Source organism: Streptomyces durocortorensis (assembly GCF_016901035.1).
Classification (GTDB): domain Bacteria; phylum Actinomycetota; class Actinomycetes; order Streptomycetales; family Streptomycetaceae; genus Streptomyces; species Streptomyces durocortorensis.
On record NZ_JAFEUF010000113.1, the window covers coordinates 1 to 17,684 of the forward strand.

Below are 17,684 nucleotides of genomic sequence, written 5' to 3' on the forward strand. Positions count from 1 at the left end.
GCGGTGTACGGGACGGCGGGGGCGGCGGGGCGCGGGACGATCTCCTGCCCCTCGGCCCGCTGCGCCGGAACCGGATCGTCCTCGCGGCCCGGCTGCAGGCCGTACCGGTCGTCGTGGCGGTCGTCATCGCGGGCGGCGTCCCGGTCGTCTTCCCGGCGCGGCGCGTACCCCTGCGGCAGCGGCGGAACGGACAGCTCACGGCCCGACCGGCCGTCCCGGTCACGGTCCGAGCGGCCGTCACGGCCCGACCAGCCGTCCCCGTCCGAGCGGTCATCCCGGCCCGACCGATCCTCACGGTCCGGCCAGCCGTCCGCGTCCGACCAGCGGTCCCGGTCCGAGCGACCGTCCCGGCCCTCGCGCCACTCGACGCCGCCGTCGCCACTCCCGTGACCGGCGCGCCCCTGGGCGTACCCGCCCTCCTCGACGGCCTCGTCACTCTCGACGGCCCCGTAGCCCCGGGGACTCTCACCGGCCCCGTAGCCCTGGAGGCTCTCGCCGCCCCCGTAGCTCGGGTAGCTCTCCCCGCCCTCGTAGCCCTGGAAGCTCTCACCGCCCTGGTAGCTCTCGACGGCCTCGTAGGTCTCGTCGCCCCTCGCCGGCGGGAGCTGACGCGACGCGGCGTCGAGCTCCCTCGGCGGAGCGGGCTCGGCGGTTGGGATGCCGTACGTCGCCGGGGCGGCCACCGGATCGGCGTCGGGCTGCGGTCCGGGCGCGTACCCGCAGAGGGCCTCCTCGGCGGCGCCCGCCGCGAGGCCGGTGAGCATGACGCGGCCGTCGTCGCAGACCAGGACCGTGCGCACGGTGATGTTGCGGTGGGTCCAGCCGTGGGCGTGCAGCACCCGCAGGGCGGTCAGCACGTCGGAGCCGATCTCGGCGGCCCGGTAGGGGGTGAGGGGGCGCTCGGCGAGGAGCGCGGCGAGCGACCGGGCCGCGACGAGCTCGCTGACTATCCACAGCGAACCCGCTTCGGCGAACACGTCGAAGACCTGGTCGAGCCGGGGGTGGTCGGGCACCTGGGCGGCGGCCTGCGCGGCCTCGATCGCCCGCCGGACCGCGGGGTCCGTACTGCGGCGGACCGCCCGCCCGGCGGTGCGCCCGGACATCGGGGCCCGCCCGTCGCCGTCGAGCACCTCGGCGTCCACGATCTCCGGCAACGGCACCTGGCGGACGAGGACTTCCTGACCGCTGTACGTGTCGAACGCCCGGGTCTCGGCCAGTTCGTACCCGTCTGACGGGGGCAGCGGAAGGCGGTAGCGGTCGGCAAGCACCCGACCCGCGTAGTCGTCCACGACGCCTCCCCAGAGCGCGCTGTTCTCCCGGCCATCAGAGCTGCACGAATCCGTCAGTTACGTTCATTCGGCGGGCAATTGACCCGCCGTTCCGGCTGCGTACGGTCTCCGGCCTCTTACGATACGTGGCAACGCGGGCCGACGGGCCGGGTCGCGCCAACCCGGCCCGCACAAACGTTTCACACCGGCCCGGATCGGGCCCCCCCGGCGGTCAGTCCGTGGGGGTGAACGTGGCGAACGCCGTGTCGCGCAGCGTCCGGCACTCGTCGCCGTCCCACTCGTCCGCCTTGCAGCTGATCATGATGGAGTAGCCGCGCTTGGCGTCCACCTTGAAGCCGCGGTTCAGCACCTTGACCCGGACGCCGCTGTGGCTGCGCTCGAACGTCCAGTCGGCGACGGTCGGATAGCCGTTGTACTCGACCTTCTTTATGCTGCCGTGCTTGTAGCCGTCGCTGAGGACCTTGGCGCTGCCCACGGCCCCGCGCCAGGCGGCCGCGGCGTCGTCCTTGGGCGAGCTGTTGAAGTCGACCTGGACGCGGGGGAAGCTGCCCTGCGAGGCGTTGTAGATGCCGCCGGAGTTGGTGCCCGCTATGGCGGTGCGCCGGAAGTCCTCGGGCATCCCCATGGTGAAGTGGAACCGGGTGTCGTCGATCTCCTTGTAGCCGGCCGGCAGGGAGTCGCCCGCGCCCGGCTTGTCCTCCCCGTCGCCCTCATCGCCCTTCGGGTCGTCGGACTTCGGGTCGTCGGAGCCCTCGCCGGACGGGTCCTCGGAGGCCCGGCCGTCCTCCTCGCCCTGGCCCTCCTTCTGACCGTCGCCCTTCTCGCCGGCCGAACCGCCGCCCGTGTCGTCGCCCTTGTCGTCGGCGCCGCCGGTCGAGGCCCCGGCCGTCGCGGCGGTGTCGCCCTTGCCGCTCTTGTCCGCGTCGTCGTCGCCGAGAGCGATCGCGAGGACCGTGCCGAGGATGGCCAGCACGACGACGGCCGCGATGATCGCGAGGGTGCGGCGGGGCACCACGTCGGTGATCGAGGCGCGCGTGGACGCGGCCGAGGACGGCGGGCGCTGCCCGGGTACGGAAGCGTTCGCCGCCACCGCGGGCTTCGTGGCGCCGACAGGAGCGTCGGGGGCCGCGACAGCGCTCTTCGCACCCGCCCCGGGCTTCGCGGCCGGGGCAGCCGGGGCGGAAGTCCCGGGCGGCGACGGCGGCTTGGGCGGGGCGACGGGTGTTCCGGTGGCAGCGGCGGCCGGGGATCCCGCCGCCGCCGAGGCCGCGGCGGCTCCGGCGGCCGCCGCCGGGGTCTTCGCGTTGCGTACGGAGCGCAGGGCGCCGCGCAGCCGGTCGCGGGCGCCCTCGCCGGACTCGCCGGTCGCGGTGGACTGCTTGGGCGGCTTCGGGGCCTTGGACTGCTTCGGCGTCCGCTTGACGAGGGGGTCGGCGGCGGGGGCAGGCGGGATGGCCATGATCTGGGTGGAGTCCACCGGGGCCGGCGCGGGGACGTCGGGGGCGTTGATGACGTCGTTGAGCAACGCCCGTGCCCCGGCGTCGTCCAGGCGCTGGTCTGGATCCCGGGCGAGCAGCCCGTAGATGACCTCGGTGAGCGGACCGGCGTTCTTCGGCGGGTCGAGCGGTTCGGTCATCACGGCCGTCAGGGTGGCGATGGCCGAGCCCTTGTCGTACGGCGGGCAGCCCTCGACGCTCGCGTACAGCAGTCCGCCGAGGGACCACAGGTCGGCGGGCGGGCCGGGCTTGTGACCGCGGGCCCGCTCCGGCGAGATGTACGAGGGGGCGCCGACGAGCATGCCGGTGGAGGTGACCGAGGGGTCGCCCTCGACCTGGGCGATGCCGAAGTCGGTGAGCACGACGCGCCCGTCCTCGGCGATCAGCACGTTGGACGGCTTCACGTCGCGGTGCAGGATGCCCTCGCGGTGCGCCGAGCGCAGCACGTCGAGGATGGCGAGCCCGACCTCGGCGGCCCGCTTCGGCGTCAGCGTGCCGTCCTCGCGGATCGCCTCGGCGAGGGACTTGCCCTCGATCAGCTCCATGACGATCCACGGGCGGTCGTCCTCGTCGACCACGTCGTAGACGGTCACCGCGCTGTTGTTGCGGATCCGTGCGATCGCCTTGGCCTCACGCAGGGTGCGCGTGATCAGCCGGCGCTTCTCGTCCTCGTCGATCGCGCCGGGGAACCGCAGTTCCTTCACCGCGACCGTGCGGCCGAGCGTCTCGTCGTCGGCGCGCCAGACCGTACCCATGCCGCCCCGGCCGAGCACCTCACCGAGCCGGTAGCGCCCCGCGAGGAGACGACCGTTCTTGTCCCGTTGGGGCTCCCGTGCCTGCTCCGCCTCCGACATGCGTCCCCTCTGCGATCAACCCGCCCTGGCAGAGCGTTCATTGTCCCTCACCCCGGGACCGGTCCTGGTGCCGGGTCCGGGGTGCGCCGCGACGCGGCCCATGGAGGAATCTCCCACAGCCTCCTACCAACCCGGCCTTCCCGTCCAGGCCGGACCGGCCCACCGCCCCGCCCCACGGGACCGATGGGGCCCAACTGCCCCGGAGGCAACAGGCGGTGGCCGCCGTCCGGGGCTCGTCGGGCAGGTGGGCACCGAAGAGGCCCTAGATCGGGACGATGTCCGGTGCGCCGAGCCGGGCGGCGTCCGCCGTGAGGTCGTCGGGCTGCCGCTGGGATTCACGCTCGGCCTCCACCCGCTTCTCGTAGTGCTCGACCTCCCGGTCGATCCGCCCCTGGTCCCAGCCCAGCACCGGGGCCATCAGCTCCGCGCAGAGCCGGGCGCTGAGGGTGCCCCGGTCGAAGGTCTCGATGGAGATCCGGGTGCGCCGGGTCAGCACGTCGTCCAGATGGCGGGCGCCCTCGTGGGAGGCCGCGTAGACGATCTCGGCGCGCAGATAGTCGTCGGCGGCGGGCAGGGGTTCGCCCAGGGTGGGGTCGGCGAGGATCAGTTCCAGAATTTCTTCCGTCATTGAGCCGTACCGGTTGAGCAGATGCTCCACCCGGGCGACATGGAGTCCGGTGCGGGCCGCGATCCGGGCGCGCGCGTTCCACAGGGCCTTGTACCCCTCGGCACCCAGCAGCGGGGTGTCCTCGGTGACGCAGGCGGCGACGCGCTGGTCGAGTCCGTGCACCGCCTCGTCGACCGCGTCCTTGGCCATGACCCGGTACGTCGTGTACTTGCCGCCCGCCACGACGACCAGGCCGGGGGCGGGGTGGGCGACGGTGTGCTCGCGCGAGAGCTTGCTGGTGGCGTCCGACTCGCCGGCCAGCAGGGGCCGCAGTCCGGCGTAGACGCCCTGGACGTCGTCCCTGGTCAGCGGGGTGTTCAGGACGGAGTTGACGTGCTGGAGGAGGTAGTCGATATCGGCGCTGGAGGCGGCCGGGTGCGCCTTGTCCAGGTCCCAGTCGGTGTCGGTGGTGCCGATGATCCAGTGCCGGCCCCAGGGGATGACGAAGAGGACGGACTTCTCGGTGCGCAGGATGAGGCCGGTGGAGGAGTGGATGCGGTCCTTGGGGACGACCAGGTGGATGCCCTTGGAGGCCCGGACGTGGAACTGTCCTCGTTCGCCGATGAGCCCCTGGGTGTCGTCGGTCCACACACCGGTGGCGTTGACCACCTGCTTGGCCCGGATCTCGTACTCCGTGCCGCTCTCGACATCCCGCACGAGCGCGCCGACGACCCGCTCGCCCTCGCGGAGGAAGCCGACGACCCGGGCCTGGTTCGCCACGTGGGCGCCGTAGGACGCGGCGGTGCGCACCAGCTCGGTGACGAACCGGGCGTCGTCCATCTGGGCGTCGTAATACTGGAGGGCGCCGACCAGGGCGTCCTTCTTGAGCGCCGGGGCGACCCGCAGGGCGTGCTTGCGGGAGAGGTGGCGGTGGACGGGCAGGCCGCGGCCGTGGCCGGAGGAGACCGACATCGCGTCGTACAGCGCGACGCCGGAGCCGGCGTAGAGCCGCTCCCAGCCCTTGTGCTGCAAGGGGTAGAGGAAGGGCACGGGCTTCACCAGGTGCGGGGCGAGCCGCTCCAGGAGCAGCCCGCGCTCCTTGAGGGCCTCCCGGACCAGGGCGAAGTCGAGCATCTCCAGATAGCGCAGGCCGCCGTGGATCAGCTTGCTCGACCTGCTCGATGTGCCGGACGCCCAGTCGCGCGCCTCGACCAGGCCGGTCGTCAGGCCTCTGGTGGCGGCGTCCAGCACCGTGCCCGCGCCGACCACGCCCGCCCCCACGACCAGCACGTCCAGTTCGCGCTCGGCCATGGCGGCGAGCGCGGCGGTGCGCTCGGCCGGTCCCAGTGTCGCTGTCCTCACTGCTGCCTCCCGGTGGATCGGGGTGGTCGGACACGGGAGTGCCACCCGGCCGAGGGGCCGGCCGCCCGTGTCCACCCCTCGATTCTGTCCGCGCTCCCCGAGTTCAGCCACCGCCTGTGGACAACACCCGGACGTCCGGAACCACAGAATGCGACATATAGGTCATATTTACGCCTAGTCTGACATTGCGCTGTCCACAGCAGTTGCGATCTTCGCTCTCCGCCTTTAGGGGGTCTTCCTGTATGCCCGCGGACCTCGCCGTCATCGGACTCGGTCACCTCGGCCTGCCCCTCGCCCAGGCCGCCGTGACCGCCGGAATCGACACCATCGGCTACGACCCCGATCCACGCCCCTACGCGGAGCTCAGGGCGGGCCGCAGCCCCGTCGAGGGCACCCTCACCGCGTCCGGGATCCGCCGCATGCTCTCCGGCGGCTTCCGGCCCACCACCGACCCCGCCGAGCTGGGCCGGGTCCGTACCGCCGTGATCTGCTCCCCCACCCCGCTCGGCCCCGACCGCACCGTCGACCTCACCGCGCTCGGCGACGCCGCCCGCGCCTTGGCCGCCCGGCTGCGCCCGCACACCACCGTGCTGCTGGAATCCGCCGTACCGCCCGGCACCACCGAGAACGTCCTGCGCCCCCTGCTGGAAGAGGGCTCCGGACTCGTCGCCGGACGCGACTTCCACCTCGCCTGCTCCCCCGGCCGGCTCGACCCCGGCAACCGCACCCACACCCTGGCCAACACCCCCAAGGTCATCGGCGGCCTCACCCCCGCCTGCACCGAGTCGGCCGCCGCCTTCTACGGACGGCTCACCGACAAGGTCGTCCGGGCCCGCGGACCGCGCGAGGCGGAGATGACGAAGGTGCTGGAGACCAACTTCCGGCACGTCAACATCGCCCTGGTCAACGAGATGGCGGTGCTCTGCCACGACCTAGGCGTCGACTTCTGGGACGTCGTCCGGTGCGCCGAGACCAAGCCGTTCGGCTTCCAGCCCTTCCGCCCCGGCCCCGGCGTCGGCGGGCACGGCGTCCCGCTGGACCCGGGCTGCCCGCCCTACAGCACCCACACCCCCGGACACCCGCTGCGGATGGTGTCGCTGGCTCAGGAGATCAACGACCGGATGCCCAGTTACGTCATCCGGCGCTGCGCCACCCTCCTCAACGAGCACGGCAAGTCCGTCCGGGGCGCGCGCGTGCTGCTGCTCGGCGTCACCTACAAGCCGGACAGCGCCGACCAGGAGGCCGCGCCCGCCCGGGAGATCGCCACCCGGCTGATGGACATGGGCGCCCAGATCGGCTACCACGACCCGCACGTCCTGGACTGGCGGGTACGCGAACGCCCCGTCCCGCGCGCCGACTCGCTGTACGAGGCGGCGGCCGCGGCCGACCTGACCGTACTGCTCCAGCAGCACCGCACCTACGACCTCCAGGGCCTCGCGGTGAAGGCCCAACTGCTCCTGGACACCCGGGGGGCGACTCCGGCGGGGGCCGCACACCGGCTGTAGGAGGAACCCCGGGATGTGACGGGCCGTCGAAAGATTGCCAGTGACCGGATCCGGACGGTGCTGCTACTCTGCGGCGTCACAGAGCGCACAGAAGTGCGAACTACGCACACGCGTGCGCAGTCGTCCCAGGGGGAGCCCCACCGTGAGTCAGCCCGTGCAGCCGCCGAACCAGCCCCAGCAGCCCTTCGGCGGTCAGCCCGTCGACGGCAACCCGTACGCCGGCCAGCCGGGCCAGCCCACCGCCCCGACCGGCAACCCGTACGGCCAGCAGGCTCAGCAGGCTCCCGGCACACCCACCGGCAACCCGTACGGCCAGCAGCCCCCGGCCCAGGCCGGCAACCCGTTCGCGGGTCAGCAGCCCGGCCAGGGCGCCCCGTTCGGCGGCGGCGCGCCGTTCACCCCGGCTCCCCCGGCCCGCAACAACATCCTGCTCGGCGTGGGGGTCGCGCTCGGTGCGGCGATCGTCGCGGGCATCCTGTACGGCGTGATCGCGGGCTCCATCGAGCGCGAGGTCGGCTACGCGGCGGTCGGCGTCGGCTTCCTCGTCGGCTTCGCGGCGAGCAAGGTCGGCGGCTCCAACCCGGCCGTCATCGCCGCCTCGGCCGTCTTCTCGGTCGGCGCGGTCTACATCGGTCAGCTCATCGGCATCTCGATGATCCTCGCCGACGTGGCGCAGATCCCGTTCTCCGAGGTGGTCGGCGACCACTTCGACACCGTGACGAACGCCTGGTCGCAGGAGGCCGACTTCATGACGTACCTCTTCCTCGGCTTCGGCGCGATCGCCGCCGTCGGTGGCGCGAAGAAGGCCGGCTGACACCCGGCGGGCCATCTCGCAGAACATGTCTCGCAGAACATGCGGAAGGGGGGGGACCGGTGATCGGTCCGGGCCCTTCCGCGTACGTACGGGGGATCAGCGGCGGTGCTGCGAGTCCGCCACGGTCACCTCGACGCGCTGGAACTCCTTGAGGTCGCTGTAGCCGGTGGTGGCCATCGCGCGGCGCAGGGCGCCGAAGATGTTCATCGAGCCGTCCGGGGTGTGCGAGGGGCCGGTGAGGACCTCCTCCGTCGTCCCGACCGAGCCGAGGTCGACCAGCTTGCCGCGCGGCACGTCCTCGTGGACGGCCTCCATGCCCCAGTGGCGGCCGCGGCCCGGCGCGTCGGTGGCGCGGGCCAGCGGGGAGCCCATCATCACGGCGTCCGCACCGCAGGCGATGGCCTTCGGCAGGTCGCCGGACCAGCCGACGCCGCCGTCCGCGATGACGTGCACGTACCGGCCGCCGGACTCGTCCATGTAGTCGCGGCGGGCACCGGCGACGTCCGCGACGGCGGTGGCCATCGGGACCTGGATGCCGAAGACGTTGCGCGTGGTGTGCGCGGCGCCGCCGCCGAAGCCGACGAGGACACCGGCCGCGCCGGTCCGCATCAGGTGCAGGGCGGCGGTGTACGTGGCGCAGCCGCCGACGATGACCGGGACGTCCAGCTCGTAGATGAACTGCTTCAGGTTCAGCGGCTCGGCCGCGCCGGAGACGTGCTCGGCGGAGACCGTCGTACCCCGGATGACGAAGATGTCGACGCCCGCGTCGACGACCGCCTTGGAGAACTGGGCGGTGCGCTGCGGGGAGAGCGCGGCGGCGGTGACGACGCCGGAGTCGCGCACCTCCTTGATGCGCTGCCCGATCAGCTCCTCCTGGATGGGGGCGGCGTAGATCTCCTGGAGCCGGCGGGTCGCGGACTCGACCGGCATCTCGGCGATCTCGTCGAGCAGCGGCTGCGGGTCGGCGTGCCGGGTCCACAGGCCTTCCAGGTTCAGCACGCCGAGGCCGCCGAGCTCGCCGATCCGGATGGCGTGCTGCGGGGAGACCACGGAGTCCATGGGAGCGGCCAGGAACGGCAGCTCGAAGCGGTAGGCGTCGATCTGCCAGGCGATCGAGACCTCCTTCGGGTCGCGGGTGCGGCGGCTCGGAACGACGGCGATGTCGTCGAATGCGTAAGCCCGGCGGCCGCGCTTGCCGCGCCCGATCTCGATCTCAGTCACGATGTGTGGCCTTTCCCTCTACGTCTGCGCTGACCAGTATCCCCGACACGTGCCTGAGGGGCGGTACCGGGAACTCCGGTCCGCCCCTCACCTGCGGTGACGCGTTACTTCCTGCTGTAGTTCGGTGCTTCCACCGTCATCTGGATGTCGTGCGGGTGGCTCTCCTTGAGGCCCGCCGAGGTGATCCGGACGAAGCGGCCCTTGCTCTCCATCTGGTCGACGGACGCGGCGCCGACGTAGCCCATGGTCTGGCGGAGGCCGCCGACGAGCTGGTGGAGGACGTTGGCCAGCGGGCCGCGGTAGGGCACCTGGCCCTCGATGCCCTCGGGGACGAGCTTGTCGTCCGAGGAGACCTCGGCCTGGAAGTAGCGGTCCTTGGAGTAGGACCGGCCCTGGCCGCGGGACTGCATCGCGCCCAGCGAGCCCATGCCGCGGTACGACTTGAACTGCTTGCCGTTGATGAACATCAGCTCGCCCGGGGACTCCTCGCACCCGGCGAGCAGGCTGCCCAGCATGACGCTGTCCGCGCCGGCGGCGAGCGCCTTGCCGATGTCGCCGCTGTACTGGAGGCCGCCGTCGCCGATCACCGGGACGCCCGCGGCACGCGCGGCGAGCGCGGCCTCGTAGATCGCGGTGACCTGCGGGACGCCGATACCGGCGACCACGCGGGTCGTACAGATCGAGCCGGGCCCGACGCCGACCTTCACGCCGTCGACACCGGCGTCGATCAGGGCCTGCGCGCCGTCGCGGGTGGCGACGTTGCCGCCGATGACGTCGACGCCGACGCTCGACTTGATCTTCGCCATCCAGGCGAGGGCGTTGCTGTTGTGGCCGTGCGAGGTGTCGACGATGAGGAAGTCGACCCCGGCGGAGGCGAGGGCCTGCGCGCGCTCCAGGGCCTCGGGGCTGGCGCCGACGGCCGCGCCGACCAGCAGCCGGCCCTCGGCGTCCTTGGCGGCGTTCGGGTACTGCTCGGCCTTCTTGAAGTCCTTGACCGTGATGAGGCCCTTGAGCAGGCCCGCCTCGTCGACCAGCGGCAGCTTCTCGATCTTGTGGCGGCGCAGCAGCTCCATGGCCTCGACGCCGGAGATGCCGACCTTGCCGGTGACGAGCGGCATCGGCGTCATGACCTCGCGCACCTGGCGCGCACGGTCCGACTCGAAGGCCATGTCGCGGTTGGTGACGATGCCGAGCAGCTTGCCCGCGGCGTCGGTCACCGGCACGCCGCTGATGCGGAACTTCGCGCAGAGCGCGTCCGCCTCGGCGAGCGTGGCGTCGGGGTGCACGGTGATCGGGTCGGTGACCATGCCGGACTCGGACCGCTTGACCAGGTCGACCTGGTTCACCTGGTCCTCGATGGAGAGGTTGCGGTGCAGCACGCCGACGCCGCCCTGACGGGCCATGGCGATGGCCATGCGGGCCTCGGTCACCTTGTCCATGGCGGCGGACAGCAGGGGGATGTTCACCCGTACGTTGCGCGAGATGAGGGTCGAGGTGTCGACCACGTTGGGAAGGACCTCGGACGCGCCGGGCAACAGCAGCACGTCGTCGTAGGTCAACCCGAGCGTCGCGAATTTCTCGGGCACTCCGTCGACGTTTGCAGTCATGACACCTTCCCCAAATGGCCTTGATCGGTGCGGATGTCCATGCTAACGGGCTCCACGGGTGTCTCATTCCACGATCAAGATCACTTGGCTGTTCTGTAGCTTCCTACAGAGCCCGCGACGAGGCCGGGTCAAGGCTGTCGCTACTGCTCCGCGAGCGCACGGAGCCTGCTGAGCGCGCGGTGCTGGGCGACCCGGACCGCACCCGGGGACATCCCGAGCATCTGGCCGGTCTCCTCTGCGGTCAGCCCGACCGCGACCCGCAGGACCAGCAGCTCGCGCTGGTTCTCCGGGAGGTTGGCGAGGAGCTTCTTGGCCCAGGCGGCGTCGCTGCTGAGCAGGGCGCGCTCCTCCGGGCCGAGGGAGTCGTCGGGCCGCTCCGGCATCTCGTCGGAGGGGACGGCGGTCGATCCCGGGTGGCGCATAGCGGCACGCTGGAGGTCGGCGACCTTGTGTCCGGCGATGGCGAAGACGAAGGCCTCGAAGGGGCGGCCGGTGTCCTTGTAGCGCGGCAGCGCCATCAGCACCGCGACGCAGACCTCCTGCGCGAGGTCCTCCACGAAGTGGCGAGCATCACCGGGCAGGCGGTTCAGCCGGGAGCGGCAGTAGCGCAGGGCGAGGGGGTGGACGTGGGCCAGCAGATCGTGGGTGGCCTGCGCGTCGCCGTCGACGGCGCGATGCACCAGGGCACCGATCACCGTGGTCTCGTCATCGCGCATCGGACCATGGTGCCCTGCTGCCACTCGGTCCGCTGCACCGCGTCCGGAGTTGTGCACCGAAGCGTTATGAGCGGGTGCGCCGGATGTCATGTCCTGCGCCCTCCCCTTCCGCTCGACCGAATCGTTCCTGAGGAACTCCACGACTCAAGGATGCGTCATCGGCCGGGAAGCGTCACATGGCACCGCTGAGCGGGCGCCCGGATACGGGGTGTGGAACCGGTGACCCGCTCCGTGACCCCGTCCGCCGGTATGCGGACGGGGCGCGGCCCGGGCCGCGTGATCAGCGGACCAGGCCCCAGCGGAATCCGAGGGCCACCGCGTGGGCGCGGTCCGAGGCCCCGAGCTTCTTGAACAGGCGCCGGGCGTGGGTCTTGACGGTGTCCTCGGAGAGGAACAGCTCACGGCCGATCTCCGCGTTGGAGCGGCCGTGGCTCATGCCTTCGAGCACCTGGATCTCCCGCGCGGTGAGCGTGGGGGCCGCCCCCATCTCGGCGGACCGCAGCCGGCGCGGGGCGAGCCGCCACGTCGGGTCGGCCAGCGCCTGGGTGACGGTGGCCCGCAGCTCGGCGCGCGAGGCGTCCTTGTGCAGATAGCCGCGGGCCCCGGCGGCGACCGCGAGCGCGACACCGTCCAGGTCCTCGGCGACGGTCAGCATGATGATCCGGGCCCCGGGGTCGGCGGAGAGCAGTCGCCGGACGGTCTCCACACCTCCCAGACCGGGCATGCGTACGTCCATCAGAATCAGATCCGAACGATCGGCGCCCCAGCGGCGGAGGACTTCCTCGCCGTTGGCCGCCGTCGTCACGCGCTCGACGCCGGGCACGGTGGCCACCGCGCGACGGAGCGCTTCTCGGGCAAGCGGGGAGTCGTCGCAGACGAGGACGGATGTCATGACCGTCCTCCGCAGCTGATGCGCGTCACCTTGAGCCTCCAGGCTGATACAAGTCGTCACCTGTGCGGTTGACCCCCTCGGACATGTGCCCGAGCCGGATATCCGTCAACCGCATCCGTTCCCTTAACGACGGTCACTCGAAAGAGTTACGGGTCGTGCGACCGGGTTCGGCACTCTACGTGAAGGCCTGAATACGGAGGAGAACGGCACGGGTGATTCACCCGTCAACTTGATCTTCACTCCCTGGCGTGCCCTATTTGGCAGCTTTTCTTTCCTTTCGAGGGTGTCTGTGGCTAGATTCGCAACAAGTCATATTTACATCTACTAGCACCGTAGATGTACGGTCGAGACTTCGGTCACACCGATCACAGACGGTCCGAACACAGCAGGCCGTCGATCACAGACGGTCGAGGATGCCGCTTCCGACGCAGCACAGCCCCGAGGGGACAAGCAATGGCAGATTTCTCCCGCCTTCCCGGACCCAACGCAGACCTGTGGGACTGGCAGCTGCTCGCCGCCTGCCGAGGCGTGGACAGTTCCCTGTTCTTCCACCCGGAGGGTGAGCGCGGCGCGGCGCGGAGCGCCCGCGAGACCTCCGCCAAGGAGGTGTGCATGCGCTGCCCGGTACGGGCCGAGTGCGCGGCGCACGCCCTGGCCGTACGGGAGCCCTACGGCGTGTGGGGCGGCCTGACGGAGGACGAGCGCGAGGAGCTGATGGGCCGGGCCAGAACCAGACTGATCACCACCGCGCCGTCCGGGGCCCCCACCGCGGGCCCGCGCCCCGGCGCGCCCTGACACCCGTACGCCGCACCGCAGCGAAGAAACGTTTCTTCGAGAGCTTCAGCCGTCCGGCCCGCGACCAGCCGCAGCGGGACCGGACCCCTCACCGCCCGGACCCCTCACCGCCCGGGTGCCGCCGGGCTCGGCGGCACGGCCTCCGGTCTCAGCGGGCGGCCGTCCGCGCCAGCTGGTCCAGGGTGGCCGCCACCGCCGGAACCCGGGCCAGGTCCGGCAGGGTCAGCGCGACGATCTCCCGCTCGATCGCGGGCTCGACGGGCACGGCCCTGGCCCCCTTGGCGCGTACCGACTCGACGGCCAGCTCCGGCAGCACCGCCACCCCGAGCCCGGCCCCGACGAGGCCCATCACCGCCGGGTAGTCGTCGGTGGCGAAGTCGATGCGCGGGGCGAAGCCGGACTCCTCGCAGACCTCGACCAGCTGCCGGCGGCAACGCGGGCAGCCCGCGATCCACGACTCCTCGGCCAGCTCGCCGATGGACACGCTCGACGCCTCCGCCAGCCGGTGCCCCTCCGGGAGCAGGCCGATCAGCCGGTCGGTGAGCAGCGGCCGGACCACCAGGTCGTCCCATTCGCCGCCGGTCGCCCCGTAACGGAACGCCAGCGCGATGTCGCAGTCGCCCTCGCGCAGCAGGTCCACCGAGCGCGGCGGCTCGGCCTCGACGAGCGAGACCCTGGTGCCGGGGTGTTCGGCGCGCAGGGCGGCCAGCGCCCCCGGGACCAGGGTGGAGCTGCCGCTGGGGAAGGAGACCAGCCTGACCCGGCCGGCCCGCAGTCCGGCGATGGCGGCGACCTCCTCCTCGGCGGCGGTCAGCCCCGCGAGGATGCCGGAGGCGTGCCGCACCAGCGCCTCGCCTGCCTGTGTGAGGCGCATCTCGCGCCCGGTGCGGATCAGCAGCGTGGTGCCGGCGGAGGACTCCAGGGCCTTCATCTGCTGGCTGACGGCGGGCTGGGTGCAGCCGAGTTCGCGGGCTGCGGCGGAGAACGAGCCGGTGGTGGACACGGCACGCAGGACACGGAGGTGGCGAGCTTCGATCACCCCGCCATCATAAGAAATTCTTGGAGGAGGGGCGAATTAATGGTGATGAACTTTGATCCCGGGGCGGTTAGCGTGAGCGCATGAAGCTGCTGACCGTGAACATCGGACGACCCACCCCCTCCGCGCAGACCGCCGGACCCGACGGGCTCACCGGGATCGACAAGCGCCCGGTGGAAGGCCCCGTGGAGGTTGTCGAACCCGGACCCAAGGGCGTCGGCGGCAGCGGGGTGGCCGGGGACGCGGTGTGCGACCTGCGCCATCACGGCGGCAGCGACCAGGCGGTGTACGCCTTCGCCCGCGAGGAGCTGGACGCCTGGGAGCGGGAGCTGGGCGGCCGGAAGCTGGCCAACGGGGTCTTCGGCGAGAACTTCACGACCCTCGGCCTCGACGTCAGCGGCGCGCGGATCGGCGAGCGCTGGCGGGTGGGGGCCGACCTGGTGCTGGAGGTGACCTCCGGGCGCATCCCGTGCCGGACCTTCGCCGGCCATCTCGGGGAGAAGGGGTGGGTGCGGCGGTTCACCCAGCAGGGCGCCACCGGCGCGTACCTGCGGGTGATCGAACCGGGCACGGTCCGCGCCGGGGACCGTATCGAGATCGTGCACCGGCCGGACCACGAGGTCACCGCAGCCCTGCAGTTCCGGGCGGTGACGACCGAACGCACCCTGCTGCCCGCGCTGCTGGCCGCCGGGGAGGCACTGCACCCCGAGGCGCTGCGGCAGGCCCGGGAGTACGCCGCACAGCAGGGCTGAGGACCGGACGGGACGGTCCCGTACGAGGACGGCACCCCGGTTCGGTGACGCAGCGTCACTCTGTGCGATTTCCTGGGGCGTTGAGCGGGAACTGGATCGGTGCCCCGCGCGTCCACCACCAGTGACCTGCGCCCGAGAACCAGTTTTCGAGTCGCGTGGCACGTCTCAGGGGGAAGATCATGCCCGATCCGCAGCAGCCCTGGTACACGCCGGGCCCGCCGCAGCAGCCCGTTCCCGGGAACCCGTACGCCGCGGAGGGCGGCGCGCCGCAGGGGTTCGGGCCACCGACGCCGCCTCCCCCGCCCCCGCGTCGCCGCTTCGGCCGGGGGCCGGTGGTCGCGACGGTCGTCGCGCTGGTGCTCGTGGTGGTGGCGGGCGGGGTGTACGCCGTCACCGACCGGGGCCGGGGCGAGCCCACGAGGCCGGTGGCGAAGGAGTCGCCCGGCCCTTCCGGGTCGGCGTCCCCGTCCCGTACCCCCGCGGCCGGTGGCCCGAAGCTGAGCCACATTCCGACCACGGAGGAGGTCGGGGCCGCGCGGAAGCCGGGCGAGGCGGCGGCGTGGATCGCCGACGACAGGGCGGACCTGCCGAAGCAGATCAACAAGGTCCATGACCTGTGGATCGTCGGCGACACCGCCGTCCAGGCGCTGCACCGGAAGGTCACGGCCTACCGGCTCTCGGACGGCGCCGAGGTCTGGAGCGTGACGCTGCCCAGCGCCGTGTGCGAGACGCCGGCCAACCCGACGCCCGACGGCAAGGTGGTGGTGTTCCACAACGAGCGGCCCGACAACGAGCGGGGCAATCTGTGCAACCAGATGCAGATGATCGATCTGAAGACCGGGAAGGAGGGGTGGCACGAGAAGCTCGACGAGCCCGGTGACGACGACACGTTCATCGTCTACAGCGCCATCAGCGGCGATGTCCTGTCCGTCGCCAGGGGCATGGTGGTCATCACCTACCGGATGGCCGACGGGAGCAAGCTGTACGAGGTCCCCCGGGAGAACAAGGACAAGTGCGTTCCCGACGATGTGGCGGGCGGCCCGGCCCGGCTCCTGGTGAGCTCCGAGTGCATGATCGCCGTCGAGCGGGGCAAGAACTACGGCCAGGTGCGCGAACTCGACCCGCACACCGGCAAGGTGTTGTGGCGTTACCGGATGAAGACCGGCTGGAGGTTCGGCAGTCTGATCTCCATGGACCCGGTCGTCTTCACCATCTACAACGACAAGGACACCGCGTCCGACTGGCGCATCACGGTCCTGGACCCCAAGGGCAAGCACCGTGTCACCTTCGACGCCCGGGACAAGGGCTTCGAGGAGTGCGCCGGAACCGGGTCGGGCGGTGACATCCAGCCCTGCCGGGGCGCCTCGGTCGACAAGGGCCTCATCATGCTGGGCGGCCAGAACCAGGTCGGCGCGTACGACGTGAAGACCGGGAATTTCCTGTGGGGGATCAAGGACAATCGGCTCCGGAGGCTCTATCCCCTGCGCGCGGAGGACGGCAAGTCGATGCGCGTCTACGAGGCGGCCGGCTCGAGCAGCCCCGGCCGGACCTACCTGATGGGCCCGCGCGGCGCCGGCACGGAGACGGACGTCGTGAAGCATCCGGTGGCGACCGCCCGGTGGGAGTACGAGATGTCCATGGGGCGCACCGCCTATGTGGGCGGGCGGCTCGTCCTGACGCCGACGATCGTGAGCGGCGACGAGAACAAGAAGCCCGTGCGCGAGGCCCGCATGCTGTCCTTCGCCCCCGGGTCGCCCTGACCCGCACGGAGGGGCCTCCCCCGGGACAGCGGGCGGGTGAGGTCCCGGTCGGTGCGGGGCACTAACGTGCCGCGTATGACGACTGCACTGATCACGGGCGCGACGGCGGGCATCGGGGCCGCGTTCGCGCGGCGGCTCGCGGCCCAGGGGCACAACCTGGTGCTGGTGGCGCGGGACACCGCACGGCTGCGCGAACAGGCCACCGAACTGCACGACCGGCACGGCATCGAGGCCGAGGTGCTCAGCGCCGACCTGTCCACGGACGGCGGGATCGAGGCGGTCGAGAAGCGGCTCGCGGACCGCAGGCACCCGGTCGATCTGCTGGTCAACAACGCCGGGTTCGGCAACAAGGGGCGCTTCCTGGAGGTGTCCATGGCCGATGAGCTGACGATGCTGAAGGTGCACTGCGAGGCGGTGCTGAGGCTGACCTCGGCGGCGGTCACCGGGATGCAGGAGCGCGGCCGGGGTGGGGTCGTCAACGTGGCGTCCGTCGCGGCGTTCGTGCCGCGCGGTACGTACGGGGCGTCCAAGTCCTGGGTGGTGCAGTTCACCCAGGGCGCGGCGCGGGATCTGGCCGGGTCGGGGGTGCGGCTGATGGCGCTGTGCCCCGGGTTCGTCCGGACGGAGTTCCACGAGCGGGCCGGGATGGGCACGGACAACATCCCGGGCTGGATGTGGCTCGACGCGGACAAGCTGGTGGCCTCCGCGCTGGCGGATCTGGCCCGGGGGAAGACGGTGTCGATCCCGGACCCGCGCTACAAGGCGCTGATGGGGCTGGTGAAGGTCGCGCCGCGGGGACTGCTCGGCGGGGTCACCTCGCGTACGGGACGTAAGTACGGTCCGCAGTAGGCCGGGAGACGCACCGAGGCCCCGGCCCCCCCCCCGCGGGGGGGCCGGGGGGGCGGGGCAAGCGAGGCCAACGTTTTAAGAGCGGGTTCAAGAACAAAAAGCCCGAAAGAAAAAGATGTGGGGGGAGGC

The 17,684-nt window shown here is 71.8% G+C and carries 14 protein-coding genes; 6 read left to right on the forward strand and 8 right to left on the reverse strand.

Annotated elements, in window-relative coordinates; translation table 11 throughout:
• The 3 genes from JS521_RS36765 to JS521_RS20930 all read right to left on the reverse strand — a co-directional run.
• Nucleotides 1-1,289: protein kinase (locus JS521_RS36765; RefSeq protein ID WP_307847928.1), on the reverse strand; the 1,289-nt coding region annotated here is incomplete at its 3' end.
• A gap of 211 nt (nt 1,290-1,500) precedes the next feature.
• A complete protein-coding gene (locus tag JS521_RS20925; protein WP_205084480.1) occupies nt 1,501-3,639 on the reverse strand; it encodes a serine/threonine-protein kinase in 2,139 nt (712 codons plus the stop codon).
• Between the two features lie 262 nt (nt 3,640-3,901).
• Complete coding sequence (locus tag JS521_RS20930) at nt 3,902-5,608, reverse strand: glycerol-3-phosphate dehydrogenase/oxidase (RefSeq protein WP_205084481.1); 1,707 nt, start codon at nt 5,606-5,608, stop codon at nt 3,902-3,904.
• Nucleotides 5,609-5,850: 242 nt separating this feature from the next.
• Between JS521_RS20930 and JS521_RS20935 the strand changes: the two genes are divergently transcribed.
• The gene (locus tag JS521_RS20935) at nt 5,851-7,113 is read left to right on the forward strand and encodes a nucleotide sugar dehydrogenase (protein ID WP_205084482.1); all 1,263 of its coding nucleotides are present in this window, start codon (nt 5,851-5,853) and stop codon (nt 7,111-7,113) included.
• A gap of 142 nt (nt 7,114-7,255) precedes the next feature.
• On the forward strand, nt 7,256-7,927 hold the full coding sequence (locus JS521_RS20940) for a hypothetical protein (protein WP_307847929.1): 672 nt from the start codon (nt 7,256-7,258) through the stop codon (nt 7,925-7,927).
• A gap of 96 nt (nt 7,928-8,023) precedes the next feature.
• Here JS521_RS20940 and JS521_RS20945 read toward each other — a convergent pair whose 3' ends face one another.
• From JS521_RS20945 to JS521_RS20960, 4 genes are all read right to left on the reverse strand, one after another.
• A complete protein-coding gene (locus JS521_RS20945; RefSeq protein ID WP_003966886.1) occupies nt 8,024-9,148 on the reverse strand; it encodes a GuaB3 family IMP dehydrogenase-related protein in 1,125 nt (374 codons plus the stop codon).
• Nucleotides 9,149-9,252: 104 nt separating this feature from the next.
• Complete coding sequence (guaB, locus tag JS521_RS20950; RefSeq protein WP_205084483.1) at nt 9,253-10,755, reverse strand: IMP dehydrogenase; 1,503 nt, start codon at nt 10,753-10,755, stop codon at nt 9,253-9,255.
• Between the two features lie 140 nt (nt 10,756-10,895).
• Nucleotides 10,896-11,471: a sigma-70 family RNA polymerase sigma factor gene (locus tag JS521_RS20955; RefSeq protein WP_030084428.1), complete on the reverse strand. Its 576-nt coding sequence runs from the start codon at nt 11,469-11,471 to the stop codon at nt 10,896-10,898.
• Between the two features lie 280 nt (nt 11,472-11,751).
• Nucleotides 11,752-12,363 (reverse strand): response regulator transcription factor, encoded by a 612-nt coding sequence (locus JS521_RS20960; RefSeq protein ID WP_003948568.1) that lies wholly within the window; start codon nt 12,361-12,363, stop codon nt 11,752-11,754.
• Between the two features lie 453 nt (nt 12,364-12,816).
• Here JS521_RS20960 and JS521_RS20965 point away from each other — a divergent pair, with 453 nt between their 5' ends.
• Complete coding sequence (locus JS521_RS20965) at nt 12,817-13,158, forward strand: WhiB family transcriptional regulator (RefSeq protein ID WP_205084484.1); 342 nt, start codon at nt 12,817-12,819, stop codon at nt 13,156-13,158.
• Between the two features lie 148 nt (nt 13,159-13,306).
• Here the strand turns inward: JS521_RS20965 and JS521_RS20970 are convergent, their stop codons facing one another.
• Nucleotides 13,307-14,197: a LysR family transcriptional regulator gene (locus JS521_RS20970; RefSeq protein ID WP_205084485.1), complete on the reverse strand. Its 891-nt coding sequence runs from the start codon at nt 14,195-14,197 to the stop codon at nt 13,307-13,309.
• An 80-nt stretch (nt 14,198-14,277) separates the two neighbouring features.
• On the opposite strand from JS521_RS20970, the gene JS521_RS20975 reads away from it, so the two are divergent.
• The 3 genes from JS521_RS20975 to JS521_RS20985 all read left to right on the forward strand — a co-directional run bounded on the left by JS521_RS20975 (nt 14,278) and on the right by JS521_RS20985 (nt 17,555).
• A complete protein-coding gene (locus JS521_RS20975; protein WP_205084486.1) occupies nt 14,278-14,946 on the forward strand; it encodes an MOSC domain-containing protein in 669 nt (222 codons plus the stop codon).
• 179 nt (nt 14,947-15,125) lie between these two features.
• The gene (locus JS521_RS20980; protein ID WP_205084487.1) at nt 15,126-16,706 is read left to right on the forward strand and encodes an outer membrane protein assembly factor BamB family protein; all 1,581 of its coding nucleotides are present in this window, start codon (nt 15,126-15,128) and stop codon (nt 16,704-16,706) included.
• A 75-nt stretch (nt 16,707-16,781) separates the two neighbouring features.
• On the forward strand, nt 16,782-17,555 hold the full coding sequence (locus tag JS521_RS20985; protein WP_205084488.1) for an SDR family NAD(P)-dependent oxidoreductase: 774 nt from the start codon (nt 16,782-16,784) through the stop codon (nt 17,553-17,555).
• Nucleotides 17,556-17,684: the final 129 nt, after the last annotated feature.